This is a genomic window from Legionella antarctica (assembly GCF_011764505.1).
Lineage (GTDB): Bacteria > Pseudomonadota > Gammaproteobacteria > Legionellales > Legionellaceae > Legionella > Legionella antarctica.
The window spans coordinates 2,091,980-2,111,590 of the sequence record NZ_AP022839.1 but is presented as its reverse complement, the minus strand read 5'-3'; the positions used below and the strand labels follow the sequence as shown (position 1 = coordinate 2,111,590).

Genomic DNA, 19,611 nt, shown 5'->3' with positions numbered 1-19,611 from the left:
GATCTTCTATTTATCACTGTAAACATAACATAATTCTGTATCCCAGGAACATTCAAGACGAATGGTTTTTTTAAACGTAAGGCGCTCTAATATGCTAATAGGGCGCAATGATAACACTGTATGAATACTTGGTGTGTGCTCAATTATTTTCCCCAATTGATTTAATAATGATTGGGTGAAGCACGTTGACGTTACCATCGCTATGGTAGCTGTTTCTAAATGCACTTCCAAGAAGTCACCTAAAAAGAATGTTAATTTTCGCCCGCATTGATAAAAGCCTGGAAGCTCATGGCGAAGTCTCTGAGCGGCATTAAAAGAGTGCTGATAAAGATCTGGGGAAATTTCTATACCGTAAGCTTCTTTAACCCGTGACTTTAAAAAAAACTGGATGACCATCTTTCCAAGCCCTGAACCATAATCAACGAATACATCACTGTCAGATGGCTGGATTACTGATAGTATCTTATCCACACTGGGATAGAGAATTTCACCATAAGTTTCACAGATATTATTTATAACAAGATCGTTTCTCCTTTGAACATCATGATATAGAATAGCCAAATATTGTTGGCATAATGAATCAATATCATTAATACTTAAGCCTGTTGTAGAAACCTGATGAAATAACACGTTACTAGATGCCTTAATTTATATGAGCCTAAAACTTCCTTTACCCTTGTCTGATACAGAAAAGTGGCATCAAATGCAGCTCGTAGTTAACCAAAACTCGAAGATATTACATCATGACTTAGTTTGGAAATTAAAAAAACTATTTCTCCTACGGTTGCTAACAGAAAATATCTTTATTTTTATATTACAGTATATCGGTTTAAATCTAAGTACCTTATCTCAAAATCTATCACCTTTGTGGTTCGCTACTGGTACCTCATGCGCTTACCTTTTTTTACGAGGGTATAGTGTCATGCCAGGGATTTGGTTAGGTACGTTTTCGGCATACTACCTAGCAAAGGCAGGCTTTTTGGTATCTATCTGTTGTGCAATAGTGCTCTCTTTGCAAGCAACACTACTTCTCTGGTTTAGTCACCACTTTTTGGGCCCCACTCTTATTTTTTATCGACTGGGGAAATTCGTTACCTTCGTTATATACACTGCTATATTAACCTGCATTATCAGTTTTATGTTAATTTATATCTGTTACACGCTGCTGCTTCATGTAGAGGCCTCAGCATTGCAACTTTGGTTACAGTGGTGGCTAGCCAACCTTAATGCAATTCTTATCTTTTCTTGTGCGTTAATTACTTTTGATGCATATTTTCTCGATTTTTATGCTGCAAAACCATTGAAAAAAACCTACGTCTTATTTGTATTGTTATTATTGGTTATGATTTCGCTTATCTTTACTCAAACAATCGTATCAACGATTGTTCTGGCCCTGTTAGTAATGCTGATCACTATTTATGTTAGCGTGCACTTCGGTTGGTGCGGTGCCATAGCTGCTGTATTTTTATCAGGAATGTTATTTTGCTTTGCTGGATTTTTTCGTACGGAAGTGTTTTCCTTCTCCTCTGTGTCAGTTTCATTGCTTTTACTTCAGCTATTTTTGTGTGCGAACACTATCATCGGGTTAAGTGTTGCAATTATATATAAGAAAAACTAAAAAATGACATGCCAGAACATACCACATTTCTCCCCATTCGGAGAGGGCATCATAATACAGGATGTTACAATGCGATGAATAATTATCATAAACCTATTTTAATGACATCGGTTGGATTATTATCTAAAGAATTTTCACAAACTACTTTGCCTCCTTCCGTCATATATAAGTGGTTTAAACCAGGATTTAAGGTTTCTAATAAAACCATACCAGCTTTCATTTCATCTTTAGACATTCGTTTGATTTCCTGAACCATTTGGCGTCCAGCTCCTAAGCTTCGGTAAGTAGGGTCTACATATATAAACCATATTTCACTGGTCTTTAACTGCTCTTTTATTAATAAATTTTCATCAATTTTTTTTTCTTCAATTCGAAAAGCCCCTACGATGAGCTTTTCATAAAAAGCGATGTGGATTTTATCTGCATTTTCTTTTAGATTTTTCTTCCGAGTCTTAATGGCATGTTCTTGGGTTTTATCTTTATCATGTATATAACCCCATTCTTCTGTGAACCAAGTAGTTACCAATCCCAGACACTTCTCAGAAAGAGCAGGATCTTCAATTTGTTTTAAACTCTTAAATGTCAGTTTAGGCTTTGCTGAAGTGGAAAGATGCAAAATATAGCCTCAATAATGGTCGCATTGTATAATAATATTAGTTGATATGGTTGTTATGTCAAATTTGTTTCAATGTATTAATAGGCTAAAGTTAATGAGATCCGAATCCATTCTTTCTATGAGTCTTTGATAAAACCTTTTTTCTTAAATTTTCCAGTTTTTAAATCTGTATCTGAAAAAGTCATACAACCTGAATGGCAGCGTGGCTTGAATGAGAACACTAATGGTTATAGTGGACCCCAAAAATGAGACAGTGGTGTAAAATAGAAACCATTGTTAAACGGGGTACCAAGTGGCTAAAAAAAAATTTACATCTGACTTCAAAGCAAAGGTAGCAATTGAGGCATTAAAAAGTCACAAGACGACCAATGAATTGGCATCTGAATTTGAGGTGCATGCAACACAAATCAATCTGTGGAAAAAACAATTACTGGATGGAAGCAAGCAATTGTTTAGCGGCAAGCATGACAAAGACATGGACTCCATCATACAAGAACGAGATCGATTATACACGCAAATAGGCCAGCTAGCGGTTGAGTTAGACTGGCTTAAAAAAAAGACCGGTCATCTAAGTTGAGCGTGCGGGAGAAGCGAGCCATGATTGATGTCAATCACCCTACACTCAGCATCGTACGCCAATGTGCATTGGTTAATTTGTCACGCGCTAGCTACTATCGCACTGCTGGCGAAGGAATATGTACCGAGAGCCCAGAGAATCTGGCTTTGATGGTCTTGATTGATGAGGAATACATGCGCCATCCTTTCTATGGAAGCAGAAAGATGCGTTCTTATTTACGTCGCCTTGGCCATGACGTTAACCGTAAGAGAGTGCAGCGTTTGATGCGGATCATGGGTCTGGTTTCAGTGGCACCAAAGCCGAATACGAGTAAAAAGAACAAGGAACAAAAGGTTTATCCCTACTTGCTACGTGGTTTAGTGATTGATCGACCCAATCAGGTTTGGTGCACCGATATTACCTACGTTAGGATGCAAGGAGGCTTTGTATATTTGGTGGCAATAATGGACTGGTATAGCCGCAAGGTGCTCTCTTGGAAGGTATCAAACAGCATGGATGATGACTTTTGTGTAAGCGCGTTGGAGAGCGCCATCAGGCTCCACGGCAGGCCTGATATTTTTAATACGGATCAAGGCTCCCAGTTTACCAGTAAGGCGTTTACCGATGTTTTAAAAGACCATGACATCAAAATTAGCATGGACGGGAAAGGTCGATGGATGGATAATGTGTTCATTGAACGGCTATGGCGTTCAGTCAAATATGAAGATATTTACATAAAAGAATACGGAACAGTTTTAGCACTACGAAATGGTTTAAGGGTGTATTTCAAGTTTTATAACGACGAAAGACCTCATCAATCATTTGGAATATACACGCCGTCAGAGGTTTATGCTGGCCTATATGAGGCTGCAGCGTAATGGAATGCCTGTGGATATGTGGACGCGTCCTGCGGATCAGCCATCGCCCTTCGGGACATGTGGACAAGCCATGGATAACAAAAAGACGTTATCCACCGCTTGACCACACTCGATGGCTTCGCGCCCACATACCCACAGGCTCAATAACAGGTGTTTCATTAACTGCTATTGTGGTTGACTCGTGTGCTACGCACCCTCGTCAACGAAAGAAAGTAGAATTAAAGTTATATCTTAAATTAAACGGATCGCTGTCTTGACAATGGGGTCCACTGTAGGTTTAGTTCGCCAATATGTTACTAAGAGTTCTAGCCTGGTTTTCGTGACTGATAATACGCTACTTGTTATAATGAATAAATTAAACTCAAGACCTAGAAAATCGCTAAATTATTTTACGCCTAATGAAATTATTAATGGACATTTGGAAATTAATTGATGAGTCAACATGAGCTAAATAGTTATCTTAATCTTTGTACTGAATTTTATGATTTAATAAGACCACATCCACCAGAAGATGCTTATGCATTTTACCGCACTTACGTGGCTAATGCTGGTGGCATAGCTATGGAGCCTATGTGTGGTTCAGGCCGATTTTTACTTCCGCTCCTCAAAGAAAATCTTGAAGTTGTAGGATTTGATGCCAGTAAGCATATGCTTAACGCCTTACACACAAAAGCAAAAATGCAACATATTAAGCCAGAAATATGGCAAGGATTTATTGAGGATTTAAATAGAGGACAAAGATATAATCTGATTTTTATCCCGAGTGGTTCATTTGGACATCTTATTAGTTTTGACTCCGTTAAAAAAGCATTAAATATTTTTTATGATCATTTAAATGATGATGGGATTTTATTATTTGAAGCTGAAACATCTAAAATAGTTCCCGATCAACTTGGTGTTTGGAGGGGTATGGTATGCAACAAACCAGATGGTAATTTTATTCTAGTAAATCGGCTTACAAATTACGAAAATGATGTTTGCTATTCTATAGATAGATATGAACTAGTAGAAAAAGGACATATCATACAAACAGAAATTGAGAATTTTAATGTTCGAATCTACGATGATCCTTTAGTTTTAATTGATATGCTTAAAGAAGTTGGTTTTCAAGAAATTAAAACGATTAAGGCTTTTGATGGTTCTCTAAGCCCTGATAAAGATGATTCTAGCATTGTGTATGAATGTAGAAAATAAAACTATTAACTTCATAATCGAAATAAAAAAGTAGTGTTGCATTAGCGAGTTGAATCCGCTCACTATAGTTACAGGCAAGGTCTGATTATCAAAATAATCAGACCTAATCGATGGAATTATACAGAAAGTTTTTCAGAGTCTATTATTATACATTAGGTCATCAATTAATTTATCAGTAACCTGATGGACACCTCTACCCTATTGATAGGCATATAGAATTTTTAGTCAAAAAATAAGTATAGGGTATATTGTCAACAACAGGCCCTTGCTTTTTTGTACGAGCGAATGGCTACTCAGGTGAAAGGCTTAAGTAGTTAACACTTTTTTCAAGCGTCCTAATTTCTGTTTGTTTAAAAAAACCGGTTCCCGTCAATAGTGGTCGTCTAATTACACTGGCCTCTGTTGCAGCTTTGGTAACACTGTCCAAAATTGTTTTCTCTGTTTCTCCATGACTTCCCATTCGATCGTAGGCCTGGTTTAAAGTGAGTGCAAACGATTTTCGTAGACGTTTATATTCTTGTGCATTGCTATGCTGATAAAATAAAGAACATGTTAGTTGGGTAAGTTTATCGGCAGTTTCTATAGCTCTTTTCCCATCGTAAGATTTTGGATGTATGTCCGTTAGATTCTGACCATTGATTTTATACTTGGTAATTTGGTCTTGCAAAGAAAATAGTAATTTCGTTTGCTCTGCCTCGTCAACAATCTTGCCATCTGGCTTGTTGTCCGTTGTCATAGCGCAGAAGAATTGTACGATATTTAATCGTCCAATTATAATAGCTTGCTTTAAAGCCTTGCCAACAATTTTGCTAGTTGGCTTGTTATCCCATACCATGGTACAGATAGACTGAACAATGTCTAATCGATCATGGGCAACAGCTTGCATTAAAGCGGTGCCTACAGCCTCGCTATCTGGTTTCTTGTACATTGTCATGGCGCAGAGAAATTGCACAATATCCCAATGTCCGGTTGTAGAGGCTTCCTTTAAAATCGAGCTAACAGTGATGCTACTTGGTTTATTATCCGTTATCACAGTATATAGCAACTGTATAATATCTAATGGTCCGTTTGCGGCAGCTTGCATTAAAGCTCCTCCAACAGCCTTGCTATCTGGTTTATTGTACGTTGTCATGGCGCGGAGGAATCGTACAAGATTCCAATCAGGCTTGTTGCTCGTTGTTAGGTCGCAGAGAAACTGCACAACATTCCACTTTCCGACTCTAGCAGCTTCCCATAAAGCTAATTCAACAGCCATACGATACGCTTTGTTGTCCGTTGATATGGCGCCGAGGAATTGCACAATATCCCAATGTCCGGTTCTAGAAGCCTGATCTAAAGCCTCGCCAACAGCCTCGCTATCTGGCTTGTTGTCTGTTGCCATGGTACAGAGAAATTGCACAATATCCCAATCTTTGCTTTTAGAAGCTTGCTTTAAAGCCTCGTAAACAACCTCACGATTAGGCTTACTGTCGGTTGTCATAGCACAAAAGGACCGCACAATATTCCAGTATCCATCTTTAGCAGCAGTTTTCAGAGCTTGGCTAACTATAGATGAATCGATGCTTCCAATTTCCAGGAATTTGTGGATAGCGCTAACGTTCCCTGCGGCGGCAGCGCGGCTAACAACAGATTCACCACCGTACTCCGTGTTAAGCCATTGACCTTGCTTTCTAGGTGTTGTCTCGAGTAAAACGATGCATTGCTCTCTCACCGAAACATCATCAATGGTTGCCATTAATTCAAAAAGTGCTCTTTCATGCATACTGATCTCATCATTGGATGGTTCTATTGTTGGGGGCAATAAGGATTGAAGCAATTGAGATAAATTAAAGTTACCATCTTTTTTAACGGCCATGTCCACGATAAAACCGTAAAGAGCATAGATATCCGAAGGAAAAGAGCTGCTCAACTGATCATCAATTGCTCTGAGTAAGGCAAATTTACTATTGTTTTCTTTCCAACAGTCTTCAACCTCAATAAACACGTCTTTTGAAGCATTCGTTAACAAGGTGCTGTTTTTAATTGTATTGAAAAGTAAGTCGAAAAAGTCTTGGGCACGTTGCCTGATAAGTTCTTTATAACTCCCTGCATTTTTTGATAAAAAATTAATGATTGATGAATCATGTAATCTGGTATTATCCAGAGTGATATCCAGAATGGAGGTATAGAGCAATGCTTGCGCCTCCTTGTTTCCCTGATTATTTATAAACGTTTGCAGCAGGTTAGTTAACTGATTTAACTGTTCATAAATAGAGGTATCTGATTTCAACAAGTCTTCGATATAAGCTTTAAGGGCGCTTATGTCGTTTATACGTGCGAACACTTCAGGTTTGTATCGAGCCAGATAGAAAATAGCACCAAAACGTGCATCAATCAGTTTAATAACCAGGGGGGCATTCAATAATTCAGCAAGCGTTTCTAGCCAGGCAGGATTGGTGGTGGCCGTGTTATTAATGAATTGCGCTGTCTGCTTTAACATCAATTCATCAAATGTTTGCCTTAATAAACCGGCTAGTCCCTCGTTTTTATTCGTACGAAAAAATTGCAGGGCAGTTGTTAAAAAGGCATCGCCAAACAGGGCATGCAGGTTCCTGAAGTTTTGTTCATCAATGGTAAAAGTAACGCTTGATTCCAAGGCATTGGGGGCAGGAGGAGAGATATCTTGTTGTTCGCCGGTCAATGAATAGGCAACATGGTAATTGGCAATACTGGCTGTGGTTGTGTGTGCCTGGGTGATTAATTCATCTGTTTTATACCAGCCAAGAACCTTATAGAGTTGTTTGATTTCGCTCTCAGGTGAGCATAGCGAGGTGATGTGGTAGGCTAAGAACGTATGCAATACATGGCTTTCAATCAGCTCTTCAGTACTAATACCTCGTTCTAAAAGTAACAGAAGAAACGCTGCCAATTGATTTGGCTCGGCAAACAGTTGAGTGCTTAAGGGGATAATTCCTAGAAGGTTATTTTCTAAACGCAGCAATTCACGAAAGCGTTCCAATTCAAGCGTCACTTCTATGTTACTGATAATATTTTTCATGCCTGGAGTATGCTCGTTAAAATAATCCTCATGAGTTGTATATAACTCCAATGCATCCTCTTTATTCTGCTCCAGGTAGTGAGAAAAAACGGCATTTATTTTTTCTTCAGGCCATACTGTTGCCTGCTCTTTCTCTACAAAATAACGAAGCGCAAGTGAATACGCGGTCTCATTCCTATTAGACTGGAGGGTTGTTTGACAATAATTCAGAAAGGCAAGGCAATTATCAATATCCTTTATGGAAGAAGATGCGGCGCTTGGCGCCAGCTTTGTTTCCAGCGGGACTAGCTTTTGTATTCGAATCATTTGAATTAAAGCACGGATTGTTTCTTCGAGCTTCTGAATCACTATTGGATTAGTACTATCCTTGGGAAATGATGCTTCTTTACGAATTATCCAATGCCATAAATCTACCAATGGATCCGACATGTCCAATATACCCTCTACTCTTATCGATGAGCATATATTTGACGTTGTATTGTTTTTTAGTCAAAAAAGTTTTGGGTGCCCCAGCAATTCCCGCTTAAGCTGTATGTCAGTTTAAAAAACACTGATATGTTTTAAATTTTATTAGAAAAGGTATCGAAAAATTATTAAGCAAAAAAATCATCCTGCGTTATTTTTGATTTTATAATTGTCTGGTCTATACTAAACAAGTTATTTTAAATGGAGAAATGTCATGGAATGTAAATGTAATGTGTGTGGTATGGGTGTTAAGGGTATAGCGTGCAGTAAGTGTAATGAATCGCTGGTTTCTGAAACAATAACACCAGAAGGAAAAAATAAAATTCAGGTAGCAAAATGCCCTAATGGTTGTGGCCAAATTAAATCACCAGTTTGCTGTGGTCAGGATATGGCTTGCTCTTAGGCCAACGCTAGTTTTGTCAGTAGATTCAATTTGTGATTTATAAAGATATGCCGCTTTGGTCGTTTAATAGGGTATTTTACTACACTATTTTGAGATATCTCTTACAATAATGCGAGCGGATGTATTTAGAGCTTTTTATTAGACTCAATATATAATGTATTTGTTTGGCGCGGCTAGAGTGTTGACAGGATGTTTATATACTAGCTAGATCAAGGATGATCTCAAATCAATGACATTCATGCCGCGCACAAGCACAATGTATATTTGCAATGTACTAACCAGATAAACCTATCCCTTTTAAAAAACTGCAAACTTAAAAATAGCTTTTTAGATCCTTCCACAATAAAAAAATTTCTAATTATCATTTTCTCTATAGGCACCATGCATTTTAAGGCAACTTGTTGCACTGTTGGGGCGTTGCTTTTTTAGAATAAAAAAAGCATAATTTGAAATCATTGATTGATTTTGAGATGCTATGGCTAATGCAAAAAACTGGTTCATAAACTGGTATAAATCAAATAAACTCTTTCTTCGTGAACCTTTAGCCTCACAGGAATGGGACAAAAGAATTTCTGATCCATTAAGTCAAAAAGCCCTTCAAACAAGCGAATCAGTTCAGAAAATATACAGGGCCACCGAGGCTCTCCTTGTTCATGACTACGCAGATTTAGTTGACGGGCAACTAAGAAAAGTCATTAGAACATTAAAGAGCAAAAATTTCTCTGATCCATCGGGGTTCTCAGACCTGAAGAAAGCTAGTCAGCCACTTAAAAATTTTTTTGCATGCCGAGACATCCTGGAAAAATTTATTTCTGATGATATTTGTGGGCACTCTAAAAGGGAAGCACAACTACAAGCTTTCAGAAGATGGGTTGGAATCGCTGACCTGTTACTGAAAAAGCACCATAATTATGAAGCAAATAGTTTAGTAATAATGCGTCTTTTACAAGTAGATTCAGAGTTGCGATTAAGTAATGAATTGCCTAAGAATACTAAAAAAGATTACAATCAACTCTGCTCACTTTTGTTCCCATCTCAAAATTTCAAAGTTCTTCGCTCACACATTCAGGAAAATTTACACCCGAAAAGTTTTCCTCCAGTATTTCTATTGGCAAAAGATATGACGTCCCTCAATGAAGTAATTGGTGAAAAACATAGATTCAGTAAAAGTAAAGATCTGAACCCAAGTGATAATTCCTATGATAATGTGGTCTTAAAAGAACAAATGCTGGAAAAATTTATTTTAACAAAAATGCAAACTAGAAAGAAGTTAAAGCCGCATCTTACAAGTACTTTTAATTTACTCACAGAGCAATATAATGCTCAACTTACCCCCATTAAATCTGCTTCTATAAGACCGCGAAGTCATTCAGCTCAAGCTGAATTTCCTAAACAAAAACCCAAAGCCACGGATCAACGAGCAGGGTATAAAAGACAACCCAGTAAATCCATCGACGCTGGAAATACGTCACCTATTCCTACCCAGGCTGGACCAATACAACCTACCGAACTTTATACAAAGAGATTGCTGCCCTCTTTCTGGAAAAGAAAATGTAATGAAGACAGTTACTGGGAAAAACTACACGAAGTCGATCCATTACACAGACCAACCATAAAACACATCAAATAGCAGCAAAAATACTGGTTGAATGGAAAATACTTGATCTGATATAAACAATGATTAGTAATATGCTGATTGATGCTTTCCAGCAATTTGTGAGATTGACATATATATCACTTGCGGAAATTCAGGAACGACCTACTCTGCAATGTATTTGTTTGACTTGGATTTCAGTTATTTCCTAATTTCTGAAATTTACACCCTGAACTGTTCTGTTCACTTGTCCTTTTATCATTTCAATTTTTGATGAAATATTGATTTTCAGCCATGCTGTCATTGGTTGAAAATACATAACAATTTTCGATTTATGCCACATTGGGTTATTACTTGCAGGTGTCAACTGAACAACGTAGATAATCCCGATACTGATAACTACAGCTCGAACAAGGCCAAATAGCCCACCGAGAAAGCTGTTAAGAAATCCTAGCCCACCAAATTGAAATGCCAGATTTAAAAGATAGCTCACTAAGCCACCGATGATAATCGTAACGATGAAAATAAGGAGGAAAATACCAACCAGGATCAGATAGGAAGTAGTCTGTTCACGACCCGCACTATTTGCTAATTGGGGTGCGTATTTAACAGCTAAATATACAGCCGCAATCAAAAAAAGCAATGACACCACACCTCTGATAAAGCCACGGATAAAACCGAAGACAATCGATATGATAAACAGAATAAAAAAGGAATAATCTATCCAATTCAATTCAATATTCATGATAAAATCCTTTATTTAATTCCAAATTGCTAATAAAACTCATAATCTTAGTATAGTGACAAATTTTTTTTTCTTATCGATATAATAAAAAAAAATACCCTTATTTACGCGAACCATAAAGTAGAAACTTATGCATTATTCTTGGTCATGATTAGTTTCAATTAATTCTAATTCGTTTTTCTTTTAACATGAGTGGTTTCTTCCATGAGTATTAAATACATTTTTTATTAAATTAAAATATGGTGCCGAAGATAAAAAACGTTTAAGATAGCCGCCGTTATGACAAAATGGATTTTATAAATATGTTTGATACTATTCTAGAATTACTAACCAGCAGCATTGAGGCTTTTGATGAGACATTTCAACATACGCCGGCCCATCAGATTGTCATGGTTACTGCTTCTCTTTATTTTCTTTACAATCAATACCATAACCCATGGATAGCCCGAACTTATCGAGCGCGAAATAATGCCACACCGAAACAGCGCATTCTTGATGCTGCGTATGAGTTAGCTAAGAATTTACCTCCCCTCCAGAAATATCTGCAGCAGGAGCTTAATAAAAATCTTCAATCCACCAAAGATAAGTTGACTGCACAGCGTGCTAAAATGTCCCTTCTGGATAAAATTCCTGAAGAAGGCCGTTCCGTAGTTGAAATTTTAAATGAATTTGATATCGATGTGAGCAGATGCAGTTTTAATTTCCAATTGATTAAAGATGGTGACACGGCAAGAAAATTTTTTGTTCAACTTGGTGATGGTCAGGATTCTGGAGCACTTTATGCCGTCCATCCCCAAGAGCTTACGGAATTACTCAAAGAAACAAATGGAAAAACAGCATTAAGTAACCCCATGCATGATAAATGGCCACGTATTAATGCTATGCAGGCAGAAATTATACGTTGGTGCCAAGAGCTATTTCATAACTCAACAGAAGGTTATGGTTTACTAACCCATGGTGGAACAACAAGTATCATTGAAGCAATGGCAGCTTATGTTATCGAGGCTCGATCAAAAGGCATTACGCACCCGGAAATAGTGGTGCCCGAAACTGCCCATGCAGCATTTAAGAAGGCGGCTGATCTAACAGGAGCTACCTTAATAATAGTCCCTGTTGATAAAAAAACAGGTGCAGTTTCAGCTGCGACTATGAGGCAGTATCTCTCAGCTAATACTGCAGTAATGGTAGGTTCTGCTCCTTCGTTCATGAATGGTATTAACGATCCAATTGATGAGTTAGGTAAATTGGCGCAAGAAAAAAACATTCCTTTCCACGTCGATGCTTGTTTAGGTGGTTTTGTAACTGCGTTCCTGGATACTTCAGAAAGCCCAATGGATTTTCGTGTTCCTGGCGTGACATCTCTCTCGGCTGATTTGCATAAATATGGCTGTTGTCCCAAAGGAACATCTGTTTGTCTTTTTAGCGAGAACTCGCCCGCGCTTTCTGTTTACTCAGCACTGAATTGGTGTGGTGGATTATATGCTACTTCAGGCATTTTAGATGGTTCAACAAGTGGCGCCCGTGTTGCCGAAGTTTATGCTACACTGTCTTACTATGGACGAAAAAAATACATAGAAATCGCTGAAAATATTATAAGCCTTCGTCAGAGTATACAAACGAAAGTGTCTGAATTATGTGGGCAAGAAAATGGTGTCAATCAGCATGACATCTATGTATATGGTGATCCGAAATGGTCCGTATTGGGCTTTCGCAGCGACACTTTAAATCCTTATTTAATTGCTGATGAACTGGAAGCACGTGGCTGGAAGTTAAACCTTCTGCAAAATCCTGTTGGATTTCATTTATGTCTCACTCATGTACATACTCTGGTTGAAGAGTTTGATAAGAAATTCATCAACGATCTTCATGATGCCATTGTTTCTGTAAAACAATACTCATCTGAAAAAAAACCTGGTGGGAATGTTAAAGTCTATGGTGCTGTTGGTATGATGCCAAGTGCTGTTCAGGAAGAAATATGTATCCAGTACCAAAAGGCTAGGCTTAGTTATGAGGCCAGGAATAAATTGGGGTTATTTGCACCGATACCAGAAGAGCCAATAGTGAATAACGCACAGATTGCGAACAACACCATGTAATCTTCAGAGGGTTCTTGAAAACAACGCGTTTTAGATCTTCCAATGCAGTGAAAATATATTGGTTTGAGCATTTCACTGCATTAAAATATATTCCAAAGCCCCTTATACTGCATCTTTTTCTTAACATTATAAATTTTTATGAGCCTCTTTTAAATACCAACGCTCCCTGGATGTACACCAAAAATTGTTGGTTCACTCTGGTCGTTTAAATATGATACCATCTGGATTTCTTAGGCGCACAGAAGCAGATGAAAGTTAATATAGCTGATGGTAATTACCAGAAATTAGTAGTAAATGGCCCCTTTTCCTATGATCAGATTCAAAGAATAAACAGACACCCCACTAATTTGGCTGCCTTAGAAATGCTGTTACTCCCCTCTACACAAGATAGCCAGACAACAGATCTTGACCTGTTAATCAACGCAGGATTTACCGGTGATCATCTGGAGAAGGTATTGAGACATGCTGCTAGCTCCAGGAATTTAAACGCCTTAAAAAAATTGTTGTTGCCCTCTACCCAAGATAACCAGACAACAGACCTTAATTTGTTAACCAACGCAGGTTTTACGCGCGATCAAATAGTGGCTGCAGTGGGTCATGGTAGTGGTTACAAGAATTTAGATGCTCTGTTTAACCTGGTCAAGGATATCTCTATTAGTGATTTTATTTCCTCATATCCTGGGGCGCATGATTCTATTGTCATTTTGGCAAATGGTAACTCCAGGTCTTCTCATATTGCTTTTTTAGGCACGATTTTGAGTAAAGAAGACTTACGTAAAGAAATCAAGAGTGGATTACTTCTTGAGGATTTGTGCAAAAATATAAAGCCGCATACCCAAAAACAAGTCCAAAATCTATACATAGATACCTTTACTGATTTAAAGTATTTCTGTAAGGAAAAAATGACAGCGAAAAACGAACTACCACAGCGCAGTGCATCTGGAAAAGAGGAAGAACCCACCTCTGGAGTCAGGCGCGTAAATAAAAGAAAACTGACGAGTTCTTCTATCCCTGATATAAGAAAAAAAAGAAAGGCTCCTACTCCCGTAGAACTAGACTTAATAACTCTGCCAGAGAAACCACCCCAGGGAGAGAGCCTGGAGGAGTGGCCAGATCACTTTGAGATGGATTCCTTGCCTCCATTGCCAGATGAATTGCCATATCACCTTGAGATGGACTCCTTACCTCCATTACCAGATGAGTGGCCATATCACCTTGAGATGGACTCCTTACCTCCATTACCAGATGAGTGGCCATATTACCTTGAGATGGACTCCTTACCTCCATTGCCATATGAATTGCCATATCACTTTGAAATGGGCTCCTTACCTCCATTGCCAGATGAGTGGCCATATCATTTTAATGAAAACCAGGATAGTGGTGACATTGCCCCGATCTCCGCTACTGCATCGTTGCTAAGTCGATGGGGGTTATTTAGAAGTGACGCCAAAGTGACTCCTGAGATGGATTTAGATAACATAAACGTTGCAGCCATGTTGGGCAATCATAAAAAATAACCATACCACCTTGATAATTATTTATGACGGTAGAAAAGTGTAAAATATGAGATTCCAGAGAATAATGTGACTGTATAGGTTAAGCACTTAATACCTGAAAGAATTAGATACGTGGTAATTAAGCCTTTAATAATCAAAACTTATAATATTGATTATAAAATTTCTATTGAATACAATTCTATTAAATTCATAATCAATCGGAGTCAAAATGCGTTTGCTTCTAGCCATATTTTTACCATTTACTGTATTTTTTACTATTGGACGTCCCTTCGCAGGTATTATATGTTTAATATTGCAAATAACTCTTATTGGCTGGATACCTGCTGCCCTATGGGCTGTATATTCCCTCTCACAATATAATACTGATAAAAAAATACGCGAGTATAGAAAATCCAGATAACTTGTTCGCGTTCGTTGTGATGATTCAGACCAGCGCGTAGGATAAGCCGGTGATTTAATCTCAACTAGCTCCGATGATTATCTGAGGTACTTGATAAACGACTTTGGTTTAATAGAAGTTTTATTAGTGGGTATTCCTGCCCATCGTGATCAGTCATTATCGCCCTACCGTGATCAGTGATTATCGCTTGATCGTGATCACCGATTATCGCCTGATCGTGATCACTTTTCCCAAAAAACAGGAATAGGTGATCACGATGCCACCACTCCATATGGGGCGTGGCTTTTGCAAGCATTAGCACCGGTTATACTAGTTAGTTTAATCGGAGAGTAAAAATGTCAGCAAAAGGAACATCTATGCGTAAATTGATTCAGATACTGCGTCTTCATTTTGAGTTAAAATTAAGCAGGCGCCAAATAGCAAACAGTCTTAGTGTATCGGTTGGTGTGGTTATCAAATACATCAATCGAGCCCTGGATAAAAATCTTTCATGGCCTCTTCCTGAGGGGATGGACGAGCCAGCTTTACTTGAAATTTTAAAGCCGAAAGCCGCTCATGCCAGCCTAAACAAGGCGCTAGACTTAATAGATTTCGCAAAAACTCACCAAGAATTAAGCCGAAAAGGCGTCACATTACAGTTGCTTTGGGATGAACATCAATCAGAACAAGAAGGCGCTTTAAGCTATTCTCGTTATTGTTACCACTATCGTGCTTATAAGCAAAGCCTAAAACGCTCGTTGCGTCAGACACATAAGGCGGGAGATAAGGTTTTTATTGATTACAGCGGTGTTACGTTCAGTATTATTGATCCTGAAACAAATGACATCAGGGCTGCTGAAATTTTCGTAGGTGTTTTGGGTGCCTCTAAGTATACGTTTGCTGAAGCCACATGGTCTCAGCAACTTCCTGACTTTTTGGGTTCTCAACGCCGGATGTTTGAGTTTTTTGGCGGTGTTCCAGCACTTGTTGTGCCAGATAATCTCCGTTCAGCCATCAGTAAATCATGTCGATATGAGCCTGATACGAATCCAACATACGCACACTTCATTGAGCATTATGGCACAGCTGTACTTCCAGCAAGGCCTTATCGTCCTCAAGACAAAGCATCTGTTGAATCAGGTGTTCAAGTTGCTCAACGTTGGATATTAGCCCGATTACGACATCAAACCTTTGTGGGTCTTAATGAACTCAATGCAGAGATTGCACGGCTATTAACCATAATGAACCAAAAACCATTTCAAAAACTACCTGGATGTCGCGAGTCAGTCTTCATGGAAATGGACAAACCTGTATTAAAACCGTTACCAGCAGATGCCTATTATTACAGGCAGTACAAAGCGTCTCGCGCAGGTATTGATTACCATGTTGTGCTTCAAGGGCATTATTACAGCGTGCCTCATAGGTACTGCGGCCAGCTCATTGATTTATGGTTTAACCAGCATACGGTTGAATGTTATTTTGAAGGAGAGCGCATAGCGATGCATCTGTATTCAAGCATACCAGGTAAACAATCCACGATTTCTCATCACATGCCCAAGAGGCACCGCATACACACCGAGCAATCAAAAGAGAGATATTTACGGTGGGCGAGCGAGATAGGTGCTTGCACACACATGGTCGTAAAAAGAATATTTGATGAAAAACCTCACCCCGAACAGGCTTACCGTTCCTGCCTTGGTATTTTGAAACTAGCGAAACGCTATGGAGAAATCCGTTTAGAGCAAGCCTGCTCCTATGGTGTACACCAGGGGGCATACAGCCGTAAAAGCGTGTTATCCATTCTAGAAAATAACCTTGACCAAGGAGCAAAAATTCATGCATCACGTGACGTGAACCTACATGGATTAACGCATGACAACATTAGGGGCTCTCAGTATTACCACTGAGTCTGTATCAACAATTTTTAATTAAAAAACAAGGAAAAAAATGAACAATGAATCCGTATTAGAACAAATGAGACAACTAAAAATGACGGGCATGCAGGAGGGCTTTCGTGAACAACAAAGCCAACCCAAACACGCCGACTTAAGCTTTGAAGAGAGGTTAAGTCTCTTGTTGGACCGCGAAATACTACGCAGAGACAATAATCGTGTGCAGAGTTTACAGCGGCGAGCAAAACTCAGGCAATCTGCAGCCATTGAAGATGTTTGTTATAAAAATAAGAGGGGTTTGGAAAAGGCAAAAGTGATGGCTCTTGCTAAATGTGACTTTGTTCGTCACCATCAAAATTTACTTATAACCGGACCTACCGGCTGCGGGAAAACATATCTTTCATGCGCTATCGGAAACCAAGCTTGCCGTCTAGGTTATAAAGTTCGCTATTTATTGTTAACGCGATTTTTAGAAGAAATGAGCATCTCACATGCCGATGGAAGCTATGCCAAGTTAATGACGCAATTACACAAGGATGATGTACTGATTCTTGATGACTTTGGATTAACAGCAATCAATGCAGCACAACGCCACGACTTGTTTAATCTTATTGAAGATCGGTATCAGCTAAAATCGACCATTATTACAAGCCAGTTTCCTGTGGCTAAATGGCATGAGTATTTAGGTGAGCCAACCATCGCCGATGCCATACTCGATCGCATCTCTGAAAATGCACATCGAATAGAACTCAACGGAGAGTCCATGAGAAAAAAAGAAATTGCTTCATCGTGATCACTTTGTAATAATCTCACCGCTTGTAAAAACAGCGCAGTAATAGGTGATCACGCTAGGCGATAATCGGTGATCACGTTCGCAGGAATACCCAATTAGACGGGTTTCCCGGAATTAATATAAATGCAATTACATTTAGTGAACAATACTATATAAAACCGTATCCAGCAGCAGTAGTAAATATTGAATTTAAAAAAAGCATTATTACAGATTCAGCTGCAAATACCCATGCCGCATCATCTATTCAATTTTCAAGCATATTTTATCAACTGCCCAAACAGTTTGCCTAAAATATTATTATTTACTAAGCCCGAAAATTTTTTATACAGTTGGTTCACTCTATCTCTAAATGAATCTTCAATTTTGTTTATTGGGTTCCTAGTCTTAAGTTGTTACTTGGGTTTTACCAATGCTTGGTGGATAGGCGTATGGCCATACCTTTTTGGAGCTCTTCTAAAAATATCTATTGCTACAATTATTTATTTATTCCAATCAAACCTGAGAAAAAATTCAACTTTTCTGGTATAAATTTTTCCCGATCTTCCATACTCAAGTAAGCGCCAAAGCAACCCCATCTACACAGGACAAGTGAATTAACTCAAACTCCTTTAAATTACAAACAAAGGAGACATGAGTATGAGTTCAAATCGACAGGCCTATTGGTCAGAGCAAAACAGCCTCTGGGAATCAAGTGGATTAGCGCAACCAAAATTTTGTGAACAACAAGGTCTGGTATATAAGCAATTTGTTTATTGGCGCGGAAGACTTAATAAAAAGATCTCCGGGAACGCTGAGCCGAAGCTGTTGAAGGTATCAACGACCCCAGCACGTGAACTATCCCAAGTTAAAGCTGCGCCGACATCCTGTCTGGAAGTTATCCTACCTACGGGTATTAAATTGCACATTAAAACTGAAGCAGACATCAGCAAAGCCAGTGCGCTTATCCAGCTATTAGGCGATGCACGATGATATCATTTGACCAGCAGCAGATTTATTTATACAGCCAGCCCATAGATATGCGCAAATCAATTAACGGCTTGAGTTATATTATTAGTGACCTATCGAGCCATATAGTACAAGATGGTTCACTGACTCTATTCTATAATCGGGCTCGTGATAAAGTGAAGTTGCTGTACTGGGACAAGAATGGCTTTGTCCTGATTTATAAACGTCTGGAAAAAGGCCGGTTTAAAATCATAAAATATGATGAAAATATGGATGTTGCAACACTTGATAACAAGCAATTAAGTTGGTTATTGGCAGGCCTTGATTATGACCTGATGGCTCAGAATAAAGCCCTTGATTACAGTGGTTTTTATTAATGAAACGTGTTGGTTTTATTGGGTCAAATGATGGTTTGGCCACTGGTTTTTTGGTATAATAAGCCCATGAAAAAGACCAATTACATCACTCAAAAAGACTCCAAAACCATGGAACAAATGGTGGCTGATTTACAGCTGAAATTGGTCGAGTCCGAGAAAAAACACCAAGAACATATTCAATCAAAAGACATTATTATTTCTGCGCTGCACCATCAGCTCTTTGTATTAAAAAACGCTAAATTTGGCCGAAAAAGCGAGAAGCTTGAAGAAGACAAACAGCTGGATTTAGGCTTTGATGAAGCAGAACTGTTGAGCTCACAAGATGTTACATCTGAAGAAGTTATTGAAACCAAAACCATTACGATTAAAAAGAAAAAACCTGGCCGCAAGCCACTCCCCTCAAACATGCCTTATAGGCCTAGAGTGTACGTAGACGGTATTTTCAGTCAAAATTAGTTCCACATTGCATGATGTAGTTGTCATAACTGGGCTAAAATCTCTTATTT

Annotated in this window: 15 protein-coding genes and 2 pseudogenes; 13 read left to right on the top strand and 4 right to left on the bottom strand. The window is 38.6% G+C overall.

The genetic code is table 11. The features are described 5' to 3' along the window. Positions 1 to 6: 6 nt before the first annotated feature. Entirely contained in the window at positions 7 to 630 is a 624-nt protein-coding gene (locus HRS36_RS10085; protein ID WP_173237212.1) for a class I SAM-dependent methyltransferase, read from the bottom strand. A 22-nt stretch (positions 631 to 652) separates the two neighbouring features. On the opposite strand from HRS36_RS10085, the gene HRS36_RS10080 reads away from it, so the two are divergent. Further along, the gene (locus HRS36_RS10080; protein WP_338033691.1) at positions 653 to 1,618 is read left to right on the top strand and encodes an MASE1 domain-containing protein; all 966 of its coding nucleotides are present in this window, start codon (positions 653 to 655) and stop codon (positions 1,616 to 1,618) included. Positions 1,619 to 1,703: 85 nt separating this feature from the next. On the opposite strand, the gene HRS36_RS10075 is transcribed toward HRS36_RS10080, so the two are convergent. After that, positions 1,704 to 2,234 carry a GNAT family N-acetyltransferase gene (locus HRS36_RS10075; protein WP_173237210.1) on the bottom strand — a complete coding sequence of 177 codons (531 nt, stop codon included), beginning with the start codon at positions 2,232 to 2,234 and terminating at the stop codon, positions 1,704 to 1,706. A gap of 292 nt (positions 2,235 to 2,526) precedes the next feature. On the opposite strand from HRS36_RS10075, the pseudogene HRS36_RS10070 reads away from it, so the two are divergent. From HRS36_RS10070 to HRS36_RS10065, 3 genes and pseudogenes are all read left to right on the top strand, one after another. Continuing rightward, positions 2,527 to 3,668: pseudogene (locus HRS36_RS10070) on the top strand (IS3 family transposase). Positions 3,669 to 3,933: 265 nt separating this feature from the next. Continuing rightward, a pseudogene (locus tag HRS36_RS19055) lies at positions 3,934 to 4,101 on the top strand (IS30 family transposase); the annotation flags it as partial. After that, a complete protein-coding gene (locus tag HRS36_RS10065) occupies positions 4,101 to 4,862 on the top strand; it encodes a class I SAM-dependent methyltransferase (RefSeq protein WP_173237209.1) in 762 nt (253 codons plus the stop codon). The pseudogene HRS36_RS19055 and the gene HRS36_RS10065, both read left to right, overlap by 1 nt. 289 nt (positions 4,863 to 5,151) lie before the next feature. Here HRS36_RS10065 and HRS36_RS10060 read toward each other — a convergent pair whose 3' ends face one another. Beyond that, positions 5,152 to 8,328: an ankyrin repeat domain-containing protein gene (locus HRS36_RS10060; RefSeq protein WP_173237208.1), complete on the bottom strand. Its 3,177-nt coding sequence runs from the start codon at positions 8,326 to 8,328 to the stop codon at positions 5,152 to 5,154. Positions 8,329 to 9,242: 914 nt separating this feature from the next. Between HRS36_RS10060 and HRS36_RS10055 the strand changes: the two genes are divergently transcribed. After that, complete coding sequence (locus tag HRS36_RS10055; protein ID WP_173237207.1) at positions 9,243 to 10,397, top strand: RasGEF domain-containing protein; 1,155 nt, start codon at positions 9,243 to 9,245, stop codon at positions 10,395 to 10,397. 172 nt (positions 10,398 to 10,569) lie between these two features. On the opposite strand, the gene HRS36_RS10050 is transcribed toward HRS36_RS10055, so the two are convergent. Next, positions 10,570 to 11,106 (bottom strand): CvpA family protein, encoded by a 537-nt coding sequence (locus HRS36_RS10050; protein ID WP_173237206.1) that lies wholly within the window; start codon positions 11,104 to 11,106, stop codon positions 10,570 to 10,572. A gap of 302 nt (positions 11,107 to 11,408) precedes the next feature. Between HRS36_RS10050 and HRS36_RS10045 the strand changes: the two genes are divergently transcribed. From HRS36_RS10045 to HRS36_RS10010, 8 genes are all read left to right on the top strand, one after another. Further along, positions 11,409 to 13,202 (top strand): pyridoxal phosphate-dependent decarboxylase family protein, encoded by a 1,794-nt coding sequence (locus HRS36_RS10045; protein ID WP_173237205.1) that lies wholly within the window; start codon positions 11,409 to 11,411, stop codon positions 13,200 to 13,202. A gap of 248 nt (positions 13,203 to 13,450) precedes the next feature. Then, the gene (locus tag HRS36_RS10040) at positions 13,451 to 14,719 is read left to right on the top strand and encodes a hypothetical protein (protein WP_173237204.1); all 1,269 of its coding nucleotides are present in this window, start codon (positions 13,451 to 13,453) and stop codon (positions 14,717 to 14,719) included. 208 nt (positions 14,720 to 14,927) lie between these two features. After that, positions 14,928 to 15,119: a YqaE/Pmp3 family membrane protein gene (locus HRS36_RS10035; RefSeq protein ID WP_173237203.1), complete on the top strand. Its 192-nt coding sequence runs from the start codon at positions 14,928 to 14,930 to the stop codon at positions 15,117 to 15,119. 335 nt (positions 15,120 to 15,454) lie between these two features. After that, positions 15,455 to 17,005 (top strand): IS21 family transposase, encoded by a 1,551-nt coding sequence (gene istA / locus HRS36_RS10030; protein WP_173236263.1) that lies wholly within the window; start codon positions 15,455 to 15,457, stop codon positions 17,003 to 17,005. Between the two features lie 40 nt (positions 17,006 to 17,045). Continuing rightward, on the top strand, positions 17,046 to 17,783 hold the full coding sequence (gene istB / locus HRS36_RS10025) for an IS21-like element helper ATPase IstB (RefSeq protein ID WP_173236264.1): 738 nt from the start codon (positions 17,046 to 17,048) through the stop codon (positions 17,781 to 17,783). 636 nt (positions 17,784 to 18,419) lie between these two features. Further along, positions 18,420 to 18,752, top strand: a complete 333-nt coding sequence (gene tnpA, locus HRS36_RS10020) for an IS66 family insertion sequence element accessory protein TnpA (protein ID WP_173236269.1) — start codon at positions 18,420 to 18,422, stop codon at positions 18,750 to 18,752. After that, on the top strand, positions 18,749 to 19,105 hold the full coding sequence (tnpB, locus tag HRS36_RS10015) for an IS66 family insertion sequence element accessory protein TnpB (RefSeq protein ID WP_173236292.1): 357 nt from the start codon (positions 18,749 to 18,751) through the stop codon (positions 19,103 to 19,105). The genes tnpA and tnpB overlap by 4 nt, the downstream gene beginning before the upstream one ends. 27 nt (positions 19,106 to 19,132) lie before the next feature. Further along, complete coding sequence (locus HRS36_RS10010) at positions 19,133 to 19,561, top strand: transposase (RefSeq protein WP_226905447.1); 429 nt, start codon at positions 19,133 to 19,135, stop codon at positions 19,559 to 19,561. Positions 19,562 to 19,611: the final 50 nt, after the last annotated feature.